General features: G+C 57.0%; 14 protein-coding genes and 2 pseudogenes. 7 read left to right on the top strand and 9 right to left on the bottom strand.

What is annotated here, in order from left to right:
- From EOM25_02500 to EOM25_02485, 4 genes and pseudogenes are all read right to left on the bottom strand, one after another.
- Window positions 1–2,131, bottom strand: a 2,131-nt coding sequence (locus EOM25_02500) for a DNA translocase FtsK (protein ID NCC24061.1), incomplete at its 3' end; no start/stop codon positions are given.
- 55 nt (window positions 2,132–2,186) lie between these two features.
- Window positions 2,187–2,744: an elongation factor P gene (efp, locus tag EOM25_02495; GenBank protein ID NCC24060.1), complete on the bottom strand. Its 558-nt coding sequence runs from the start codon at window positions 2,742–2,744 to the stop codon at window positions 2,187–2,189.
- A 1-nt stretch (window position 2,745) separates the two neighbouring features.
- Window positions 2,746–3,234, bottom strand: a complete 489-nt coding sequence (locus EOM25_02490; GenBank protein ID NCC24059.1) for a 3-dehydroquinate dehydratase — start codon at window positions 3,232–3,234, stop codon at window positions 2,746–2,748.
- 282 nt (window positions 3,235–3,516) lie between these two features.
- Window positions 3,517–3,606: pseudogene (locus EOM25_02485) on the bottom strand (hypothetical protein).
- A gap of 508 nt (window positions 3,607–4,114) precedes the next feature.
- Between EOM25_02485 and EOM25_02480 the strand changes: the two are divergent.
- Window positions 4,115–4,747 (top strand): YihA family ribosome biogenesis GTP-binding protein, encoded by a 633-nt coding sequence (locus tag EOM25_02480; GenBank protein NCC24058.1) that lies wholly within the window; start codon window positions 4,115–4,117, stop codon window positions 4,745–4,747.
- Between the two features lie 15 nt (window positions 4,748–4,762).
- Here the strand turns inward: EOM25_02480 and EOM25_02475 are convergent, their stop codons facing one another.
- The 5 genes and pseudogenes from EOM25_02475 to EOM25_02455 form a co-directional block, all read right to left on the bottom strand.
- Window positions 4,763–6,127 (bottom strand): L-serine ammonia-lyase, encoded by a 1,365-nt coding sequence (locus tag EOM25_02475; protein ID NCC24057.1) that lies wholly within the window; start codon window positions 6,125–6,127, stop codon window positions 4,763–4,765.
- Window positions 6,128–6,148: 21 nt separating this feature from the next.
- Window positions 6,149–9,616, bottom strand: coding sequence for a hypothetical protein (locus EOM25_02470; protein NCC24056.1), 3,468 nt, complete (start codon window positions 9,614–9,616; stop codon window positions 6,149–6,151).
- Window positions 9,613–12,921: an exodeoxyribonuclease V subunit gamma gene (recC, locus tag EOM25_02465; GenBank protein NCC24055.1), complete on the bottom strand. Its 3,309-nt coding sequence runs from the start codon at window positions 12,919–12,921 to the stop codon at window positions 9,613–9,615. The genes EOM25_02470 and recC overlap by 4 nt, the downstream gene beginning before the upstream one ends.
- An 8-nt stretch (window positions 12,922–12,929) precedes the next feature.
- Window positions 12,930–13,244: a carboxymuconolactone decarboxylase family protein gene (locus EOM25_02460; GenBank protein ID NCC24054.1), complete on the bottom strand. Its 315-nt coding sequence runs from the start codon at window positions 13,242–13,244 to the stop codon at window positions 12,930–12,932.
- 12 nt (window positions 13,245–13,256) lie between these two features.
- Window positions 13,257–13,610 (bottom strand): annotated as a pseudogene (locus EOM25_02455) (molybdenum cofactor biosynthesis protein MoaE).
- Between EOM25_02455 and EOM25_02450 the strand changes: the two are divergent.
- From EOM25_02450 to gap, 6 genes are all read left to right on the top strand, one after another.
- On the top strand, window positions 13,600–15,015 hold the full coding sequence (locus EOM25_02450) for a hypothetical protein (GenBank protein NCC24053.1): 1,416 nt from the start codon (window positions 13,600–13,602) through the stop codon (window positions 15,013–15,015). The pseudogene EOM25_02455 and the gene EOM25_02450 sit on opposite strands and share 11 nt — an antisense overlap.
- Window positions 15,016–15,215: 200 nt before the next feature.
- The gene (gene nadC, locus EOM25_02445) at window positions 15,216–16,124 is read left to right on the top strand and encodes a carboxylating nicotinate-nucleotide diphosphorylase (GenBank protein NCC24052.1); all 909 of its coding nucleotides are present in this window, start codon (window positions 15,216–15,218) and stop codon (window positions 16,122–16,124) included.
- Window positions 16,121–17,161, top strand: a complete 1,041-nt coding sequence (gene nadA / locus EOM25_02440) for a quinolinate synthase NadA (protein ID NCC24051.1) — start codon at window positions 16,121–16,123, stop codon at window positions 17,159–17,161. The genes nadC and nadA overlap by 4 nt, the downstream gene beginning before the upstream one ends.
- A gap of 1 nt (window position 17,162) precedes the next feature.
- Window positions 17,163–18,746, top strand: coding sequence for an L-aspartate oxidase (gene nadB / locus EOM25_02435; protein NCC24050.1), 1,584 nt, complete (start codon window positions 17,163–17,165; stop codon window positions 18,744–18,746).
- 123 nt (window positions 18,747–18,869) lie between these two features.
- Entirely contained in the window at window positions 18,870–19,436 is a 567-nt protein-coding gene (locus EOM25_02430) for a GAF domain-containing protein (GenBank protein NCC24049.1), read from the top strand.
- A 41-nt stretch (window positions 19,437–19,477) separates the two neighbouring features.
- The gene (gap, locus tag EOM25_02425; protein ID NCC24048.1) at window positions 19,478–20,494 is read left to right on the top strand and encodes a type I glyceraldehyde-3-phosphate dehydrogenase; all 1,017 of its coding nucleotides are present in this window, start codon (window positions 19,478–19,480) and stop codon (window positions 20,492–20,494) included.
- Window positions 20,495–20,508: the final 14 nt, after the last annotated feature.

The raw sequence follows: 20,508 nt of genomic DNA, 5'->3' as shown, positions 1-20,508 counted from the left end.
AGCCTATCCTGAACCGCCGCTGTATGAGTGAAATTGAGGCTTTGCCCTGATCCATGACGAATTCGACGGCCTGGTTGTAGACTGGATCGTCCGGAACGTCGTTTCCGTTACCCCCCTCTCCTCCTAGATCCGACTCCCGACCCGACGACCAATCCTCGAAATTAACGGCATAGTCAGGCTTGCCCTTGGCTTTCCAGAAACCAACCACCGCCTCGATCTCTCCGTCACTGACAAAGGAGCCATGGACCCGGGTCACGTCTCCTCCGCTCCGCTTGAAGAGCATGTCACCCTGGCCAAGCAGATATTCGGCACCCACAGCGTCGAGAATGGTCCGTGAATCGTGTTTGGAACTGACCTGGAAGGCGATCCTGGCTGGAAAATTGGCCTTGATCAGGCCCGTAACCACGTCAACGGACGGTCTTTGGGTGGCCAAGATGAGATGAATGCCGGCCGCCCTGGCCAATTGGGCCAACCGGACGATGCTGACCTCCACGTCCTTGGCTGCCGTGAGCATCAGGTCGGCCAATTCATCGATAATTAGCACAAGATAAGGAAGAGGCCTGGGCAAATTTTCACTCTGCTCTTCTTCGTCCAAATTGGCCATTGCTTCGCGGACTCTTCGATTGTAGTCGGCGATATTGCGAACTCCTGCCTCGGCCATGGCACTGTAACGCCCCTCCATCTCATGGACCACCCAGTCCAGGGCATTCTTGGCCAAGTTCATGTCCGTGACCACCGGATGCACCAGATGGGGCAAATCCGAATACACGGCCAACTCGATCCGCTTGGGATCAATGAGCAGAAATTTGGCTTCTTCCGGGCCGAAAGTGTAGAGAAGGCTCAGAATCAGGGTGTTCAGGCAAACGGATTTTCCTGCCCCAGTGGCCCCGGCCACCAGCATGTGAGGCATTCTGGCCAAATCGGCCACGACCGGCTTTCCCTGGATATCCTTGCCCAAGGCCAGAGGAATAACCCACCGGGATTTGGTGAACTGTTCACTGCCTAGAATTTCTCGAAGATAGACGGTCTGACGTTTCTCGTTGGGAATCTCCACTCCGACCGTGTCCCTTCCCGGCAGTGGCGCCACAATGCGGACTGACCTGGACATGAGGGCCAGGGCCAAATCGTTGTTCAGGCCTGCGATTCTGCTAATCTTGATACCCGGAGCCGGCTTAAACTCGAACATGGTGACCACGGGTCCGGGCAAAATGTGCTGGACTTCACCTTGAATTCCGAAATTGACCAAACATTCGCTTAATTTTTTGGCCAGGGAATCGAGAACGGTCGGCTCTGGCTGTGGCTGGGAGGCCGGCACTGGCACGAGTAACTCGACTCCGGGCCTGTCGGCTTCCATATCGATTTGGACAGGAATAGGAGACGTCTTGGCTTGAATCGGTCGGTGACGATTGGCCGGTGAATCCACCTGTTTTTGGGAAGGATTTTCAGTCTGCTTCCGGTCTTCAATTGTGATTTCAGATTCTACGCCATCGGACCGAAAAAAAATATTCCCCCACAATCGAAAAAGCCATGCCCAAAGCCCCCCGAGACATCGACGCATCGTCGAGCCGAGCCCGGACCAGGAAAGACCCAGAGCAAGCTGGCACCCAAGGACGAGGAACAACCCCTCGACCAACATGCTTCCTTCAATTCCGAACATCCCGACCAGCCAGGAATGCATCGACCGGCCCAGATATCCTCCTCCGCTCATCTCCAAAACGGATTTACCGACAAGAATCTCTCTCTCTAGTAGGCTGAGGGTGACGGCAACAAGCATGGCGATTCCAAGCCAACGCCACCAAGCGAAACGGAACAACGAAAACATCAGGCACAGTCCGACATACAGAGTGAGAACAGGCCAGATCCAAGCTGCCATCCCGAACAGTTCGACCAGAAACCCCGACGCGTAGCTCCCCATGGGTCCGGCCAGATTTCGGATTCCGCCACCATGATAGGCGGTCCCGAAAGTCGGGTCCTGGACGGAATAGGAAAAAAGGCTTAGACTCATGAATGCGGCCAGAAAGAAAAGCACGACGGCTGTAATCTCCCGGCCGAGCTTGTTGCCATCTATGGTGGTCATGAACGGGCTCCGGTATCGGCTGGATCGAATCTGTCGAAAATCGGAAGAGGCCATGAAACCGCCCGGTCTTCATGGCCTCTCCGAGTCAGGGGTCGAAGAGTCGTCAAATTCACTCTCTGCCCAAATACTCCCGGGATCGGGTATCGATCTTGAGCCTGTCCCCAATATTGATGAACAGCGGAACGTTGACCACCAAACCCGTTTCCAGGATGGCCGGTTTGGTGGTGTTGCTAACCGTGTCTCCCTTCATGCCCGGATCGGTTTCGGTGACCTCGAGAATCTCGGCCACGGGAAGCTCGAGATCCAACGGACGGCCCTGATAGATGAGAACCTTGTACTCTTGGCTTTCTTTCAGAAAGGGTCCCTGCTGGTCAAGCAGATCCTCGTCGACCGTCAACTGCTCGTAGGTGGTCAGATCCATAAACACGTACCCGGTCCCATCGTGGTAGAGATATTGAAGAGTTCGGGTCTCCATGTCCGGCCGGTTGAATTTGACCCCGGAACGAAAGTTCCTCTCCACCACGGCCCCGGTGAGGAGGTTCTTCCATTTGGTCTTCATGAAGGCTCCGCCCTTCCCGGGTTTGAAATGCTGAAAATCGACGATCATGCAGGGTTCGCCGTCGATCTCGATTTTCAAGCCTTTCTTGAAATCCGTCGTCGATATCACGTCATGCTCCTGATGGTTGATTGTCTTTTGAAACAGACCGCAAATGTTCGACCAGAGCCAAAACCGCTAACCCGTATCCCCTCAGCCCGAACCCTGCCATCACGCCCAGACAATGTCTGCCAATGAGGCTCTGTTGGCGAAGAGGGTTCTCCCTGGCTAAAACATTGCTGATGTGGACCTCGACGCAGGGGATGCTGATCCATGCCAGGCAGTCAGCCAAAGCCAAACTGGTGTGGGTCAAAGCACCGGCATTGAGAACCAGCCCGTCAACCCTTTGTTCCCGGGCCAATTCAAAACGGTCTATGAGCGCTCCTTCGGAATTGGATTGAAAAAAAAAGAGGCCCACGGATTCGGCATGTATTCCGAGGAGATCGGCGATGATTTCCGGCAGCCGGTCCATGGACTGAACACCATATGTTCCAGGGTCCCGTATCCCGACATGGCGGAGATTGGGGCCGTTGGCTACAAGAATATTCCAGGTTCGACTCACTTGGAAATCTCGGGCTCGACCACTTCGACGATGGTCTTGGGCTCTACCACGACCTCGGGCAAACCGGAGTCCCCAGTTTCGGCGATCTCAGCAGGCAGCAGGGCCTCGGCAATGACCGGAATTAGAAAAATGATGTCTCCTTTGTAGATTTCCTGATTAGTCTCGGTCAGTTCGGCTTGGGCCAGGGTCCCCTGTACCGAACTGCCTTCAACGTCCACGACAACAGTGGTGCCCAAACTTTGCAGGATCCGACCGGAACCGACGACGCGCATCAAGCGGCCGTCACCCTCGGGAGTCCGTTGGGCTAAAAGAAAAAAGGCCGGGAGTTCGCGAGGAAAATAATCGAACAGGGTGACGCTCATACGGTCGAGCATGGACAGGGCATAACGGTCATTCTCCAGACGGGTGACCTGTCCCGAAACTTTCCACTCAGGTGTGAAGGTGGCCGTAAGCCTGAAACTCTGTTCGTAGTCTCCGGTGACCGGATTCTCAACTTTGACCACCTTCCCCCGTCGTTCGAAAAACGACATTTCGTCCGGTTCCGGATAGGTCGTGCGAATTGGGGCGACAATGGGTTCCAGGTACATGAACTTGTTCATGATGGCTTTCATTCCCTGGAAGGTGGCCTTTTCCCACATGGCCTTGGAGAAATCACCGCCTGCCAGACGGACCTCGGCATCGGTCAGTTTGACGTCAACCAGAGTCTCCTTGACAATGACCAAAGGCTTGGCGGAAGCTGCATAGAGAGTTTCCGGATTCTTGTCTCCCAGACAGGCCGGCAGAATCGCCAGCATGATCATGACACTGAGTAAACCTTTCATTCGGAACTCCCTTTTTTTGGATTTAATTCTCCAAGACCTACGAGCGAAACGACAAAGCAATGCCCGATATCATCCATAAAAGTCAAGAAAGGGACGCCCCTGCTCCCCTCACCATCCATCGTTTTGAGCTGATCCTGACGGCCTATACTGCCGAACAGCTTGTGCCCCCTCCCCTGCCCCAGATTGCCCTTGCCGGACGGTCCAACGTGGGCAAGTCCTCTCTGCTGAACCGGTTGGGCGGTTCCAAGGGTCTAGCCAAAACGAGTTCAACCCCCGGCAAGACAAGAAGCGTCAATTTTTTTCTGGTTCATACCGACCGTTTTTGCTTGGTCGATCTTCCAGGATATGGCTACGCCCGCTGTTCCAAGGAGGAACGGGCCCAGTGGGCCCGTCTGGTGGATCGATACATGAAGAGCAATGCGCTGCTCAAAGCCGTGGTGGCCCTCATCGACTCCCGGCTTCCTCCCCAGACCTTGGACTTGGAGCTCAGGGGCTATGTTTTGGATATTGGGATTCACTATATCCCGGTCTTGACCAAGGCCGACAAATGCAAGCAACGGCATCTGGCCGAAATCTCCAGGCAATGGCAACAGCTTTGCGGCCTGGATGCTCCTCCCCTGGCCGTTTCGGCCAAAAATGGACGTGGTTGCGCCCGGCTCATGGACATTCTGGCCACAGCGGTCGAATCCTGAAAATCACGTTCTTCGTCAACACTGGACAACGCTCAGGGCCAGCCCTCCCGTTGAGGTCTCCTTGTACTTGGCCGACATGTCGCGGCCCGTTTCAGCCATAGCCCGGATGGTCTGGTCGAGGTCGACCTTGTGATGCTTCGAAACCTCGGCCGAGGCGATGAGGTAGGCCGTGTAGGCCTTGAGGGCGCCCATGGCGTTCCGCTCGATGCACGGAATCTGGACTTGGCCGAAGACCGGATCACAGGTCAGACCGAGGTGATGCTCTAGGGCGATTTCGGCCGCATTTTCCACGATTCTGATCCTGTGCCCCCGGGCGTGGGCGACCATGGCGGCGGCCATGGCGGCGGCGACCCCGATTTCTCCCTGGCATCCCACTTCGGCTCCGGAAATGCTAGCGTTGTGCTTGGCGACGAAACCCACGGCCGCAGCCGCCAGCAGTCCACGCTGAAGTTCCCGGCGGGAAATCCGGTCGTGGTGAACGAGCATATGGACCAAAGCGGGCATGACCCCGCATGACCCGGCCGTGGGCGCGGTCACGATTCTGTGTCCGGCGGCGTTCTCCTCGGCCGTGGCGAAGGCGTATGCGCTCAGGGCAACCAGAAAGCCCTCAGGTGTATCTTGGAGCTTCAGGGCCCGCCGATGAAGGACCCGAGCCTTGCGGTGCAGGCCGATCGGCCCGGGCAGCACTCCTCCGGATGCAAGACCGTTTTGAACCGACTCCTCCATGGAGTCGACGACGGCATCCAATCCATCTCGAATTTCCACTTCGGTCCGCCCGGTGATGGCTTTCTCGTTCTCCAGAATGGCCGTGTGCAGATCGATTCGTTTTCGGCGAACGATGTTTCGAAGTTCGGTCATGGTGGAGTAAGGATGGGCCGGCGGATTCTTTTCCGGTGGCATCCACCCCTTCCATTGCACGAACCCCCCTCCCACGGAATAATACTCCTTCTCCCAAAGATCTCCTTCCGGACCGGTCAGTCGAAAGACCAGGGTGTTACTGAAAGGGAAGGCCGTGTTCATGCCTTGGAAATGAACATGGTTCCATCCAGTCCTCAGTTTGTGCCCAGGCACCTCGATCCGGAACTCTACCCCTTGATCCCGATTCATGGATTCCAAAAAAACGGCCGAACAGCTCTGGGGCTCCTGGTCAAGCAAGCCGGCCAGGACGGCGCGATCAGTGCCGTGGCCCTTGCCTGTGGCGCTGAGACTTCCATAGAGATCGATCTCGACGGTCCTTGCAGCATCAAGAATGTCCTTGTCGAGGACCCGCAGACAGGAAAGAAAATCCGCGGCTGCGCTCATGGGTCCGATGGTGTGGGAACTCGACGGGCCGGGTCCCGTCTTAAAGAGTTCAAAAACGGACGTATCGATGAAGTTCATGAAAATTCCCCGAGTTCAAGATCAAAAAGTGGATCTTCCCGGACACAGAATCTGTTCAAGGTCGGCCATGAACTCCCGCTTCGGGCGATCGAAATAAATACCGTGCCGTCCGTCCGGTTGTCCGGCTAACCCTCGTAAATAGACATAAAACACCCCGCCAAAGTTTTCATTATAGGAATAGGCGCCTTGGGGGCTCCGGGTTTTGGCCAGACGATGCACAGCCAGAGTGTAGAGATGGTACTGGAGAAAATAGTAGCTGTGAAGGATGGAGGCCTCAAGCCCTGGCTGGAGATACTCCTCGGGATTTGGACCAAGGTGGTTAGATTTCCAGTCCACGATGTACCACAGACCATCGTGGCGAAAAACCAGATCGGCAAATCCCGTCAGCAGGCCGCGCACACGAGAAAAATCGAGACTGTTGATCCGCGACGAAAAGCGAGGATACTTTTCGTAGGCCTTCCGCAGGGAATTCGGTTCCACGTCTCCAAGTGGAAGAAAAAACTCGAGTTCCGGTCGAAATTCATCAACCTCCGACAGGCTGAATCCCTGCCCCAGATCCGTGGAAGCCACGGCCCGGATCATATCGAGGACGACGTCCTGCCATTCGGCCGAGAGGCCCTGCCGGGCCAAGCCTTCCTCAATGATCGGGCCCCACTCGTCCGGACCCTGGGTCAGGGAAACTTTTTCTAGGAGACGATGGAGGAAAATGCCGGTTCTGACTCCACCGGGAAAGGAGAAGATGGTTCTCTCCGGGGACTTGGGAACGGGTGCACCAAGAGTCCGATTGTCGAAATCGTAATCCCTCGAGTCTGACATGGCGTTTCGGGTCAAACCAGAGAAGCTGGCCAGCCGGTTTGAAGACCAGCTTCGTCTGCTGAGCGAACGAATCCGAAGCGGGGTCGACCCGGTTTGAAGCTTGGACGTTCCTGAAACATAGAAATGATGTCGGGGCAGAGGCTCGACCCGGATACAGGGCTTTCCCCTCCCAAAATCGGCACCCTCTGTGCCGAGCAAATGCTCCACCGGTGATCCATTTGCCTTCATCCCGAATCCCAGGCGGCAGAAATAGGTCCTTTGTCGGGCCCTGGTCAGGGCCACATAGGCCAATCGCAGGGCCTCGGCCAGACTCTCGTCTTTGGCAGTCTGTTCTTCTTCAGCTTTCAGGGCCAGATGGAGAAATCGTTTCCTCTGGGCCTTTCTGGTGGGAAGATGGACGAATCCCTCATCCCTCGGGCGATACGTCCAGTCATGGAGACCCGGGCAGAAAACCACCGGAAATTCCAGACCCTTGCTTTTGTGCACGGTCATGATCCGCAAGGCTTCGTCATCGCTCTCCAGACGCAATTCGTGCTCCTCCCCTCCCCCTTGAATCTCGATCATGTCCTTCAGCCAGCCCACCAAGGCCTGGGGTCCAAGTCCCAGTGTCCGGGATGCGTTCTGCAGGGCCTCGGCCAGATGCAATACGTTGGTCAGTTTGCGCTCTCCATCCTGGCGGGTCACCAGGCGACTAAGTACCAAACGGTTTCGAAACACGGCGGAGAGCATGGCCGAAAGCCCTGATCGGAGCCAAAGGCTTCTGTATCCGTCGAGCTCCATCTGCCCGGCATTGTCCTCTTCCCGACAGCGGAGAATTTCATTGGCCGAGAACCCGAAAAACGGCGTGGCCAAAACAGCCAAAGCCGGACCGGTACGATGGCAGTCCAGAATGCCGGAGAGCAAGATGAGCATTTCTCTCGCCTCGGCTGATGCCATGACCGAAGCGTTTCCAGAGGTCACGGCCGGGATTCCGACAGCGGAAAGCATGTTCTGCAGGGTTTGGGCCTCCTCGTTTTTGGAAACGAGCACGGCGATGTCCTTGGGTTTGATTCTTGTAGAATCGGGACCCGAACCCACGGTAAACCGGTCATTGGCCTCTAGGCCCAACAGACGGATAATTTCACCGATCACTGCTTCACGCACGGCCCTGGTCCGAGGAGGTTTGTTCTTCAGACTGGGGTCTCCGATCTCCCAGCAGACCAAGGCCGGAACCTCCTTGCCATCGAGATGCAGCGCAGGCTTGTCGGGACAAGCTTCAACGGGCATAAAGTCGATCTTGTCCACAAGGAAGGGAGATTCGTTCCGGGAGAACACCGTGTTCACAGCCTCGACCAAGGCCGGAGCCGAACGCCAGTTGGTTTTAAGTGTCGAATGGCGGTTGGAATCGGCAGCGGCCTGGAGGTACGCAAAGATGTCGGCCCCCCGGAATCCATAGATGGACTGCTTGGGATCTCCGATTAGAAACAGTCGTTGGTTCGGCCCGCGAAAAAGATGGTGAAAAATGGCCCACTGCATTGAGTCCGTGTCCTGGAACTCGTCAATGAGGGCCGTGTTGTAACGTCGGCCAACGACCCGGGCCAGACGGTCGTCGGCCACGGATTCGTAGACCTTGAGGATCATGTCGTCGAAGGAGATGATACCCAGTTCTTCCTTGCGAACGGACAAGGTCCGGCGAAACCAGCCCAGAAAGTCATGTTTGAGGTGAAGGATCTGTTTTTTCCGGACCTCGTCCCATGCCTTTCGGACGCGGTGAACATCCTCGAGAAGGTCGAAGAACCGGTGGCTGGGAGGTGTGCAATTTTTCTTGGTTTTTTCTTCGAGTTTCGATCGACGGAGTTTTTCAACCACCAAGGACGGCACTTTGTAGGCCCCTGACGCCAGCTGTTCAAGCAATGCGTTTATCTGTGACGGCTTGTATACGTTCTGATGCAGGTCCTGGCTTTTGGCCAAGATATGGGTCCGAATCAGGCATTCCTGGGCCCTCCAGCAACAAAGGGCGGCATTTTCGGCGGCAACGAGCTCAGACAGAGGCTTGGCCAGGCTCTGCGGCCCCGGGTCCGGGGGCAAAATATCGAACACGGGAAAACACAGAACCAGTCTTCCCAAATCGATCAGAGTCTGAAATGTAAACCGATTTGCACCGCTACTACCCAGAAGCTCGTGGGACCGGCCGTCAAAAACCGCCTTGATCCAGAAATCCCGGGCCAGACGGGCGATCAGGTCATCCTGCTTGGTTATGACCTCCAGGTGAAACATGGATCCGGTCTCAAAGGCGTGCTCCCGCAACAGACGCTGACAAAATCCATGGATGGTGAATATGGCCGCTTCGTCGAAGGAATGAATGGCGGCCCGGACATGGGCCGTAACTCTGGGCCGTTTTCCGATATCGATCCTGGTGAGCAGCGTTGCGATCAGGGGATCAGATCCGCCTTGTCCTGTTTCCAACGCGGTCAATGCGTCCCGGAGTCTGCTCCGGATGCGATCCTTGAGTTCGGCCGTGGCCGCCTCGGTAAAGGTTACCACTAGAATGCTTCGGATGTCCTCCTCCCGCTCCACGACCAGACGAAGATACAGGCCGGCCAAGGCGTAGGTCTTGCCGGTTCCCGCGCTGGCCTCCACGAGATGAACCCCAGGGATGAGCGGGTCGTTGTGAAGGTCAAGGATCGAGGTCACCGCTTTTCTCCCAGCATGAACATCGGCCGAAAGACTCGCCGGGCCCAATGGGAAAATTCTTTATATTGGAGTGGGGATTTGCTGCCGAAAGCGAACTCGGAGAGATATCGGATGGATTCTCGCTCAAAACCGGTCCCATTTCTCTGTGGATGCCATTGTTCTTCAGCCTTGGCCAAGGCCTTTTCTGGACCAACTTCAAGTTCATTTCGAGCGTAATTGTTTGAGACATCCGGAAAAAAAGGCAATGGTCTGGCCATACCCGTTCGCCACATTTGCAGAAGCCCTGCCAGGACCCGTTTTGACCGCCCCTGAGCCAGGGGTTCGAAAACGATCAGTTCGTCGTCGCTTCGCAAGCTGCTGTAGGGCCGAGGCTTGATATCTTCCGGGACATGAGCGCATAAAGCCAAGTGGTCGAGCCAGAGGTCCAGGCGCCGCTTGCCCTTTCCGGCAGTTTCTGACGGAACGTATCTGTAGAGTCCTTCAGGACCGACTCCGGAAAGATGGATATGCAGAGTCATCCCGCCCAAAATCAGGCTGTCGTGTACGGATGACGTCGCCTTTCTACCCATAAGATCATCCCGCACTCGGTCGGCCAGGCATCTGGTCTCTCCGACTAGGTGCTCAAAAAACCTCGAACCGAGAACTTCGGGAGGGAGAATATTTTCAGCCCTGGCCCGGACATAGACCTCGTGGAGATTACCCTGTCCGTGGACCAAGTCCTCCAAAATGGCCCGACGAAGATTGAACCGCGTCAAGGCATCCACCCCGTCGAAAGGTTCCTGGTCGTCGAGCCTCGCCTCATCGGAAGGCATCAGGATGCCCAATCGGGTTCGGCAAAGAGCTCTGATCGGATTCTTCAAAAAAAACTTTAAATCTTCAAGGTCGATTTCCGAACGCTCCACAGGAGGCAAAGGGGACTCGAAGGCCGATTTCACCGGCTCCATGCGGCCCAGCGCTTTGGCGGCCATCAAATTGTCCGGGCAAAAGCTAAAAAGGGGGCCGCTTGAATCGAAATAGGCCCTATGGAAGGGTTGGAGTCGATGCCTGACCACCAGCCGACTACGGGGTTTTTCCCCAGGTGCGTCGAGATATTCCGAGTTGGCGTCGATATAGTCGAGGAGTTCGCTGACCACTGTGGAGGGCGGAAGGACGGCGTTGTCTGCGATGCTTTGGCCGATGTAACTGATGTGCAGTCGTTGGCGGGCCGAAATCAAGGCTTCAAGAAAAAGATAGCGGTCGTCCGTTCGCAGGGATCGGTCGCCTGCCCTTGGATGCCTGACCATGAGATCGAAATCGGGTCGTCGATCCCGCCGGGGAAAATCCATCTCGTTCATACCCAGAAGACAGATCATCCGGAACGGGATGCTCCGCATGGGCAAGAAGGAACAAAAGGTCACCCCTCCGGTCATGAATCCGCCTGTGCCCTCCATGTCCCGGAGATGGTTCTTTAGAATGTGGATGATGGTCGGCAGGTCCAGATTCCGAGCTTCGGATCCGGCCCGACGTGCAGAGTGAACCATGATTTCAACGGCCTCGCGGGCCATGGCCGCACTGACCGTGTCTTCCTCGTCGTTTTCGGCCAGCAGATCGTCCAGGAGTTCGTGGAGAAGTGTTCCCCAATCTTCCACTGAACGCGAATCGGAAAGCGTGTCCAGAAGGGGGAAGAGAATCTTCACAAAGGCGATCAGCCCATCAAGGGCTGGGCCGCACTCCCCTTCCATTCCATCGAGCGCCCAAAGATTTTCGGAAAAATCCAAAATTTTTTCCTGGCGCATGGCGTACCCAAGAAGAAGGCGCTCAAGACCTGAACGCCATGTGTATTCAGGATACTCCGGAAGGCCCTGCTTGTGTCTATGGCTGGAATCCACTGCCGAACGGATACCGCATCGTCTCACCCAGTGGCGGATGAGATCCAGTTCTCGTCCGCTCAGGCCAAATTTGGCCATGACCGGATCCATGGCCATCAGATCGAGAACGGCCGGGGCTTCGGCTCGATTTCTGGCCAATTCGAGCACGGCCAAAAATGCCCGGACGTAGCGTCGTTCTCCGGCCAGGTTCCCATCCGCAAGACCGAAAGGAATCCGCAGGTCGGGATTGGCCTGATCAAAAACAGCCGAGATGTGCGAGGCGTAGGCCTGAATGTCCGGGGCCATGACCAGGATGTCGTCGGGTTGCAGGGTTGAATTTCGTTCAAGCGCGTCGACAAGGACGTCCAGCAAAACCTCTACCTCCCTTCGAGGCGAGTGGCAGGAGTGGATCTGAATCGACGAATCGTCCGGATCAATGGGTTCGGGCCTGCCATGGCCCGGCTCCTTCAGATCGAGGAAATCGTTCTGGATCCTGGCCAGAAGAGTATTGTCCGTGGATCCCTCGAACAGATCCTCCTGGCTAGAAACGAATTCCGTATTGTACAGGTTGGCCAAGAAGTCCCGGCCTAAGCGACCCAAAGAGGCCAGCAGCCCATTTCCTCCGGATTCACCGACCCCTGTGAGGCCGTCGGGTTCAGTTGCAGCTTCCAATTTCCAGAGTTTAGCCTTTTCCTTGGTGCTGCGAATGTCTCCCCAGTATTCCCGGCATGGAGACAACATGTAGACGTCCACAGGAATGAATTGGGACGCATGGCCGAAAATTTCGATGTAGTACGGCGGCAAAACCGGAACCCCGAACACGGAGATCCGCTCGGGCAGGAGACGTTCGCTCCCGCCATCGTCAAGCCTCGCATGGAACCCGACCTTCAGGGCCGCTCGATGGACGTCCCGGTCGAACTCGGACACCGCTCTCCACAGGGGGGCCTGCCATCCGGTGGAATCATCGTCATCTTTGCCTGCTTCCCATTTCAGAATCAGGTCCGGTCGAAAAATCAGATACTGGTCCAGCAACAAGGCCAACTCCTCGGCCAACTGGAACCGCTTGAAAATCGAGGCCCCCTGCAGATATCCGCGAACGGCCTCGAATCGGTCCTGGTCGACGAGCCGTTCCAGACACCCCAGTATCCGCCATGCCATGATGTCCTGGGCATAGACGTAGTCGACCTGGACCTCGGGCACAATTTTTCGAAACAGGTCATGGGTCAGGCCCACCGGAAAGGGAAAGGTCATGTTGGCGCAGATGCCCTGCTTTCTGGCCAAATGCATGGACAGATACCGCTGCATGCCCCGGCTTTGGACGACAACGATCTCAGGCTTCAGAGGATCCGAAAGCGGAATTTTAAGCCGTTCAGCCAGACGATCGGCCAGAATATCCAGACGGTTGGAGGCGATGACCGTCAGCCCTGGGTCGAACCTGGGCACCCGCGCCTGAGCCATGGCCTCGGCTAAGCCTCCTCATCCCGACCGACCCAGGACAGGGCCGCCGCCACGGTGGGAAATCCGATGGTGCTGGTCAATGCCACCAGTGCATGTTCTACTTCCTCGGGTGTCGCACCGGCCCCAAGGGCTTGTCTGGCGTGACTGCGGACCGAGCCCTCGGAGCGCATGGCCGCGGCTGCCGTCAGACGGATAAGCTGAACGGTTTTGGGCTCCAGGGGGCCGGATTCCATGGCCGCCTTGCCGAGACCTTCCACGGCACGGATGAATTCAGGATAGCGAGCTTGGATGCTCTGATAATGTTTGGGCTTGTGTTCTGACATGTCTTCCTCCAGATAGAATTGGGTCTTGGATGTGGCTTCGGATTTAATCGCGTCCAAAGCCTCGTGCAGGGTGCTAATGACGTTTTCTCTCACATCGCCGGCCACGACCAAGTGCATGACCACGTCGCCGACGGCCAGATCCCGGTCGGCGGCAATTTCGACAAGAACATCAATGATTCCAGTTTTTTTTCGTTTTTCTTCAAGTATAAGTTTAAGTTTTTGCCGATCCACATGAACCCTCAACCCACGAACTGGACGCCCGGCCCGGTCAAAACCCCGGACGACCCCGGTATGGCTGAGGATCATCCCTGCATCGTGGTATCGAGGATTGCCCTGGACGCAGTGGACAAGGGTCATGAGATCCATTGACGTTCCTCCTTCATATCGATTCCAGATAGAAACGAAAGCTAGCCTGGTCGCACAGTTGAGCTCCCAGGCTCAAAGGCCGACTGAAACCATCTTGACACCAGTTCGCCTCGGAGGCAAGAAATCGATCATGAGCTTCGCATCTCTGTCGACCAAGGGTCGGAACTGGAAACGAACGGTTTGGATACTTGTTGTATTTTTCGGTCTACCTCTCCTTCTGGGCCGATTTCTGGCGGCGTGTTCGACAGCCGGAACAGCGGCCGTCGACGCTGAATTCGAAAGGCCCTCCGTCCGGTTGCAGGTCAATTCCGATGCTTCTTTCGAGCCTTCTCCGCAACCTTTGCCCGAGGAGTGGATTCCACTCGTCGAACGCCTAACGGTCGCGGGATATCCGGCCCAATCTAGCCTAGCCTTGTACACCCGACCGGAACTGCGTTTTGATCACCGGCCCATGGTCGTCAAGATTCGCGAATTGACGCGAAATTCGTCACGAACCAAAAGGGTCAGGGAAATTCAGTCAGGGCTGAGAAATCTCGGCTATTCCCCAGGTCCGGTGGATGGGATAGCCGGGCCGATAACCGGCCAAGCCATTCAGGCCTTCGAAGCCGATGCGGGCATGGAGCCCGAAGGGAAACCCACCGAGCAGGTACTGAAACGCATCCAGGCCGAACTCGCCCTTCGGACTCCCAAGGCCGAACCGATTCATCCTTCCCCCGCCAAAAAGACCCCCCGTATCAGGGTCTACGAATGGGCCATGACCAAAGAGCGTAAGGAAGCTGCCCGCCGTTTTCTTCACGAGCACCGAAAATTGCTTGAACGAATGGAGCGGGAATATGACGTGCCGGCCGAGCTGGCCGTATCCATTATGACTGTGGAGACCCGTCTTGGAGAGCATTTGGGACACAATCCTGCCCTAGTCACCCTTTCGTCCATGGCCGTATCCGCAGACTTTGACCAAATCGTCCTACACCTGGTGGATGATGAATTCGATTCGGAGACCGAGGCCATCCTGCGTCGAAAGGCCGTGGAAAAGGCCGACTGGGCCTTCGACGAACTCCTGGCCCTGCTTCGATTTGCCGATCAGAACCTCATCGACCCCTTGTCCCTTCCAGGCTCCGTCTACGGGGCCATCGGTCTGGGCCAGTTCATGCCATCCAATGCCCTACGCTTCGGGGTGGATGCTGACGAAGACGGTGTTGTAGATCTCTTCTCCGTTCCGGACATGACTCTCAGTTTCGGAGCCTACATGCGTGCTCATGGCTGGACCGGAAATATGAAGAACCCCAAGCGGAGGCACAAGGTCATCATGCGCTACAACCGCTCCACGATCTACGCAAACACCGTTCTGGCCCTGGCCGACTACCTGGGAGAATACCAAGATCAAAATCAATCCGTCAGACAATGATAGATGTGGCGTAGTCTGCCGCATCTGGATACCATTTCACCGGCCACTTTACGACGCTGGTTCCACTCCCCCACAAAAATCCCTGCCGCGTCTTGTTTGGAATTGATACAAGCGTTGACGCACCCGACGAGTCCTCATAATTTAATTGACCCACGCCTTCTGGCTGTTTTTTTAAAACCCACGAACCTCTAAGGTTGGACATGTCCTTACCGTTTCCAAACTTTGTTCGCGATTTTCTTGATGCCCTGCCCGATCGGGGTCGAGCCCAGGTCACCGATGTCATCGACCGGGCCTTGAATGAAGATGGTCCTGATTTGACATCAAGAGCCGTTTTTGGCCCCCTTGAGAACATGGCCGCCGAGATCGTGGCCAAGCAGGATGCCGTGGTGGCGGGTTTGCCCATGGCCTGGCTTATTCTGAAACGAACATCGAGCTTGGAAGCGACCGGACCATGCATGGTCCGGCTGGATGTCCCGGAAGGCCGATGGGTTTTTCCGGGACAGGTAGCGGCCGAAATTTCGGGCCCGGCCGCTGTCATCCTCAGGGCTGAGCGGACAATCATGAATGTTCTCTGCCATCTCTCGGGCATTGCCACGCATACGGCTGCCCATGTCCGGGCCTTGGCCGGGTCAGGATGCACGCTTCTGGATACCCGCAAGACTACTCCCGGTCTGCGATTTCTCGAAAAATACGCCGTTCGCATGGGCGGGGCCCGCAATCATCGACTCGGCCTGGACGACATGCTCATGCTCAAGGACAACCATATCGACCGGGCGGGAAGCATCACCCGAGCCGTTGAGCTGGTCCGATCCGTTCATGGCCCGGAGCTTGTCCTTGAGGTCGAATGCCGAACCGTGGACGATGTCCGCGAGGCCGTAAACTGTTCCGGAGTGCAGCGAATCATGTTCGACAACATGGACCCGGAAACCATCTCCCGATCTCTAGAACTCGTCCCGTCTGGCATGGAAACCGAAATAAGCGGCGGAGTGACCTTGGCCAACATCGCCGACCTTGGCCGTCTGGGGGCCGGGTTCATTTCCTGCGGGGCGCTCACGGCATCGGCCCCCAGTGCCGATTTCAGCATGCGCTGCACAAGGACACCGGCATGACTTCATCCGACATCATCCACCAGGCCAGGGAACGGCTCGGAACCCGCCTGGCCATCCTGGCCCACCATTACCAAGCCGATGAAATCGTCAGGCATGCAGACATCACCGGCGACTCTTTGGAACTGGCCCGAAAAATTCCCGAGCTGTCGGCCGAATTCATCGTCTTTTGCGGGGTGTCCTTTATGGCCGAGACTGCAGCGGTTCTGACCTCGCCCGGACAGAAGGTCGTCTCTCCCGACCCCGGGGCCGACTGCGTCATGGCCGAGACCGCTCCAGCCGTTCTGGTCCGGACGGTTCTCGAACGACTCCGGGCCGGTGGCAAGGACGTCGTCCCCCTAGCCTACGTCAACTCGAGCCTGGAGGTGAAGGCCATCTGCGGCCGATTCGGCGGGGCGGTTTGCACTTCGGCCAACGCCAGAACCATGCTCGAATGGGCTTTGGAAGGAGGACGATCCGTGCTTTTCTTGCCTGACCGCAATCTTGGCATGAACACGGCCCGAACTCTGGGGCTGGACGAAAAGCGAATACGACTCCTCGACGTCAGACAAAAAGGTCGGTTTATCGACCAGGACACGGCCGCCCTACCCCTCCTCCACCTTTGGCCAGGAGTCTGCGCCGTGCATTTTCGGCTTCGACCCGAACATGTGCTTCAAGCCCGTAGAACTTGCCCGACGGCCCGAGTTCTCGTCCACCCCGAATGCAACCCGGAAGTCGTCTCCATGGCCGACAAGGCCGGATCAACCTCACTCTTGATTCGCGAGGTCCGTTCCGCACCTGACGGCCTGCCCGTGTACGTCGGCACGGAATCCAATCTCGTCAACCGTCTGGCCCGGGAACGGGGACATCGAGGCCCGGTGCTGCCCCTGGCCGAAACCTTTTGCTCGAACATGGCCCGAGTAACCGAGGCCAAACTGGCCAATATTCTTGAACATGTCGAAGGGGAAACCGGACTCGGCGTCCCCCCCGCCCAGAAAGACCACGCTCTATCCGCCCTGAACACCATGCTCGAAGCATGTTCCGTTCAAAGGAGTCAATGACATGGGATCCAGAATCAGCACGTCCATCCTGATCATCGGTACGGGCATCACAGGCTGCGTGGCCGCCCTGACCCTTGCCGATGCCGGGTTCGACGTTCTCATGGTCAATTCCGGCCCGGACATGGACAGCGGCAACACTGCCCTGGCCCAGGGCGGCATCGTCTGGAAGGCCGACGACGATGAACCTGCCCTGCTCGAACAGGACATGATTACTGCCGGCTGGGGGCTCAACTACCGCCCCGCTTTGCATTTCCTTTCCCGCAAGGGTCCTCGGGCCGTGGAGGACATGCTCATCGACCGTCTGAAGGTTCCCTTTACATCCGGAGCGACCGGTCCTTCCCTGACCCGGGAAGGCGGACACAGTCGGGCCAGAATCCTCTACTGTGCCGACTATACCGGCCGGGCCATCATGGACTGCCTGCAACGGGCCGTTACCGAATCCGAAAACATCACCATCTTGAACAATAGGACGGCCATCGACCTGTTGACCACCTTTCACCACTCCCGGCACATGGCCCTGCGCTACCATCTGGAGAACAAATGCGTCGGAGCCTATGTCCTGAACTCCGAAACACGGGAAGTGGACACAATCTTCGCCGATTTCACCCTTCTGGCCAGCGGCGGCCTGGGGCAGATATTCCTCCACACGACCAACACCAGGCACAGCGTAGGCTCGGGTCTGTCCATGGCTTCCAGGGCCGGGGTCAAGCTGGTCAACATCGAGTTCATCCAGTTCCACCCCACGGCCCTGTTTCATCGCTCACCGCGAAAATTCCTCATTTCCGAGGCCGTCCGGGGCGAAGGTGCCATTCTAATCAACAGCCGGGGCGAACGCTTCATGGCCCGCTACGACGAACGGGGTGAGTTGGCCCCCAGAGACATAGTCACCCGATCCATCGTTGACGAGATGCTCTCATGCGGAGACGACTGCGTCTACCTCGACCTATCCCGATGCAAATGCCCGGACGTGACCGAACGCTTTCCGACCATCGCCCGCCAATGTCGAGAAATCGGAGTGGACATCTCCCACGATCTCATTCCCGTGGTTCCAGCGGCTCATTATTTCTGTGGGGGAATTCTGGTCGACATCTTTGGCCGCACGACCCTCAAGCGACTCTACGCCGCCGGGGAATGCGCCTGTACCGGCATCCATGGGGCCAATCGCCTGGCCTCGACCTCCCTTTTGGAGGCCCTGGTCTGGGGTATGAGCGCCGGCCGCCACATTGCCGCCAACTATGGTCGAATGGGACGGCTGACCCCCCGGACACGGGACTCCATCGGCGACTGGGTCAACCTCGGCCAGGAAGCCAATGAAGACCCGGCTCTCATCGCTCAGGACTGGGCGAGCATCAAGCACACCATGTGGAACTACGTGGGCATTTCCCGGACAGAGCCCCGTCTCAGACGGGCCTTCGAGGACCTGCGCAATCTGAACAAGTGCATGCACGACTTCTACAAAAACACTCCCATTTCCAAACCTATTGTCGATCTTTTCCATGGTTGCCAATCGGCCTACATCATCACCATCGCTGCCATGCGCAACAAGACCACCCAAGGCTGCCACCATCGGCTGGACGCCTCCTGACGCATACGACGAACCTTGGCATTTTTGGGATGGCCTGATATTCAAGACCAGCGTCGAAGATCATTCGGCCGCTGTTCAAGGCCACATTCGGCCACGACCACTTGAATTCAAGGAGGTTCATGCATGTCGAGCAAGGATACGACCTACTTCAACGCCTTGTACCAAGTTGCAAGAGTCATCAACTCGAGTCTCGAACCGAAAAAAGTTCTAGAGAGGATCGCCGAACAGGTGACCACTGCTACCGGATCTAAGGCCTGCAACATCAGGCTGCTGGACAAGAACAAAAACCATCTTTTGCCTGGAGCGTCCTACGGACTGAGCGATGGCTACATGCGTAAGGGAACCGTGGAGGTCGACAAGAGCGGTGTTGACAGGAAGATCCTGGCCGGCGAGATCATCCAGATCGAGAACGCCTGCGAAGATCCCGGGTTTCAGTACCCAGACAAGGCCAAAGAGGAAGGTTTCACCTCCATTCTCATGCTCCCTCTGCAGACCGAGGGGGATAAGGTCATCGGTGTCCTGCGGATCTACTCCGAAAAGCCCCGCAAATTTGCTAAGGACGAGATAGAATTCGCTCAGGCAGTGGCCAGTCTGAGCGCCATCGCCATCAACAACGCCCGCATGCACGAGGCCTTGAATCTCAACTACCAGATTCTCAACGAGTATCAGTACCAAATTTTTGAGGACTGATCCGAACCTGGACATTCACCAAATCAAGAAAGGACAACCACATGGCAAAAACCAGAATCGCCATCAACGGGTTCGGCCGCATCGGTCGCCAGGTCTTGAAGACCGTTTGGGAGCATCATCGGGAGACCATGGAGGTCGTGGCCGTGAACGACCTCTTCGACGTGGCCACCAATGCGCATCTGCTCAGACATGACACGAGCTACGGGCCCTTCTCCGCAGACGTGTCCATCCAGGACCGGGAAATGATCGTTGGGTCCTGGACCATTCAAAACTATGCCGAAATGGACCCCTCCCGCATCCCTTGGGGGAAACACGGCGTGGACATCGTGGTCGAGTCCACCGGGGTTTTCCGGACCGGACCCAAGGCCGCCCAGCACATTGCCGCCGGGGCCAAGAAGGTCATCATCAGTGCTCCGGCCAAGGAAGAGGATCTGACGGTGGTCATGGGTGTGAACGAAAATCAGTATGATCCCGGCAGGCATAACATCCTGTCCAACGCCTCATGTACGACCAATTGTCTGGCCCCGGTGGTCAAGGTCATCCATCAGGCCTTCGGCATCGAAAAAGGGGTCATGACCACCATTCACTCCTACACCAACGACCAGCGGATCCTCGATCTCCCCCACAAGGATCTGCGCCGGGCCCGGGCCGCGGCGTGCAACATGATCCCAACCAGCACCGGCGCGGCCAAGGCCGTAGCCCTGGTCATCCCGGAGATGAAGGGAAAATTCGACGGATTCTCCGTACGCGTGCCCACGCCCACGGTATCCCTGGTGGACTTCGCCGCCGTCCTGTCCAGGGAGGCCACCACCGAGGAGGTCAGGTCGGCCCTCAAGGCCGCGGCCGATGGTCCCCTCAAAGGCATTCTCGGTTACTCGGAGGAACCCCTGGTCTCATCCGATTACATTGGCGATTCCCGTTCAGGCATCGTCGATGCCGACTACACCAAGGTCCAGAGCGGCAACTTGCTCAAGGCCCTGATCTGGTACGACAACGAATGGGGCTATTCCTGCCGGGTGGCCGATCTGGCCGATTACATGGCCGGGAAGGGATTCTGAGCGGCGACCCCTGC

Source organism: Deltaproteobacteria bacterium (assembly GCA_009929795.1).
Lineage (GTDB): Bacteria > Desulfobacterota > Desulfovibrionia > Desulfovibrionales > Desulfomicrobiaceae > RZZR01.
This window is presented reverse-complemented; position numbering and strand designations above follow the sequence as displayed.

Bases quoted from the DNA above. Each gene is read 5' to 3' on its own strand.
- EOM25_02480 (NCC24058.1), top strand. From the start codon at position 4,115: ATGCCCGATATCATCCATAAAAGTCAAGAAAGGGACGCCCCTGCTCCC.
- EOM25_02475 (NCC24057.1), bottom strand. From the start codon at position 6,127: ATGAACTTCATCGATACGTCCGTTTTTGAACTCTTTAAGACGGGACCC.
- recC (NCC24055.1), bottom strand. From the start codon at position 12,921: ATGGCTCAGGCGCGGGTGCCCAGGTTCGACCCAGGGCTGACGGTCATC.
- EOM25_02460 (NCC24054.1), bottom strand. From the start codon at position 13,244: ATGTCAGAACACAAGCCCAAACATTATCAGAGCATCCAAGCTCGCTAT.
- EOM25_02450 (NCC24053.1), top strand. From the start codon at position 13,600: ATGAGATCCATTGACGTTCCTCCTTCATATCGATTCCAGATAGAAACG.
- nadC (NCC24052.1), top strand. From the start codon at position 15,216: ATGTCCTTACCGTTTCCAAACTTTGTTCGCGATTTTCTTGATGCCCTG.
- nadA (NCC24051.1), top strand. From the start codon at position 16,121: ATGACTTCATCCGACATCATCCACCAGGCCAGGGAACGGCTCGGAACC.
- nadB (NCC24050.1), top strand. From the start codon at position 17,163: ATGGGATCCAGAATCAGCACGTCCATCCTGATCATCGGTACGGGCATC.
- EOM25_02430 (NCC24049.1), top strand. From the start codon at position 18,870: ATGTCGAGCAAGGATACGACCTACTTCAACGCCTTGTACCAAGTTGCA.
- gap (NCC24048.1), top strand. From the start codon at position 19,478: ATGGCAAAAACCAGAATCGCCATCAACGGGTTCGGCCGCATCGGTCGC.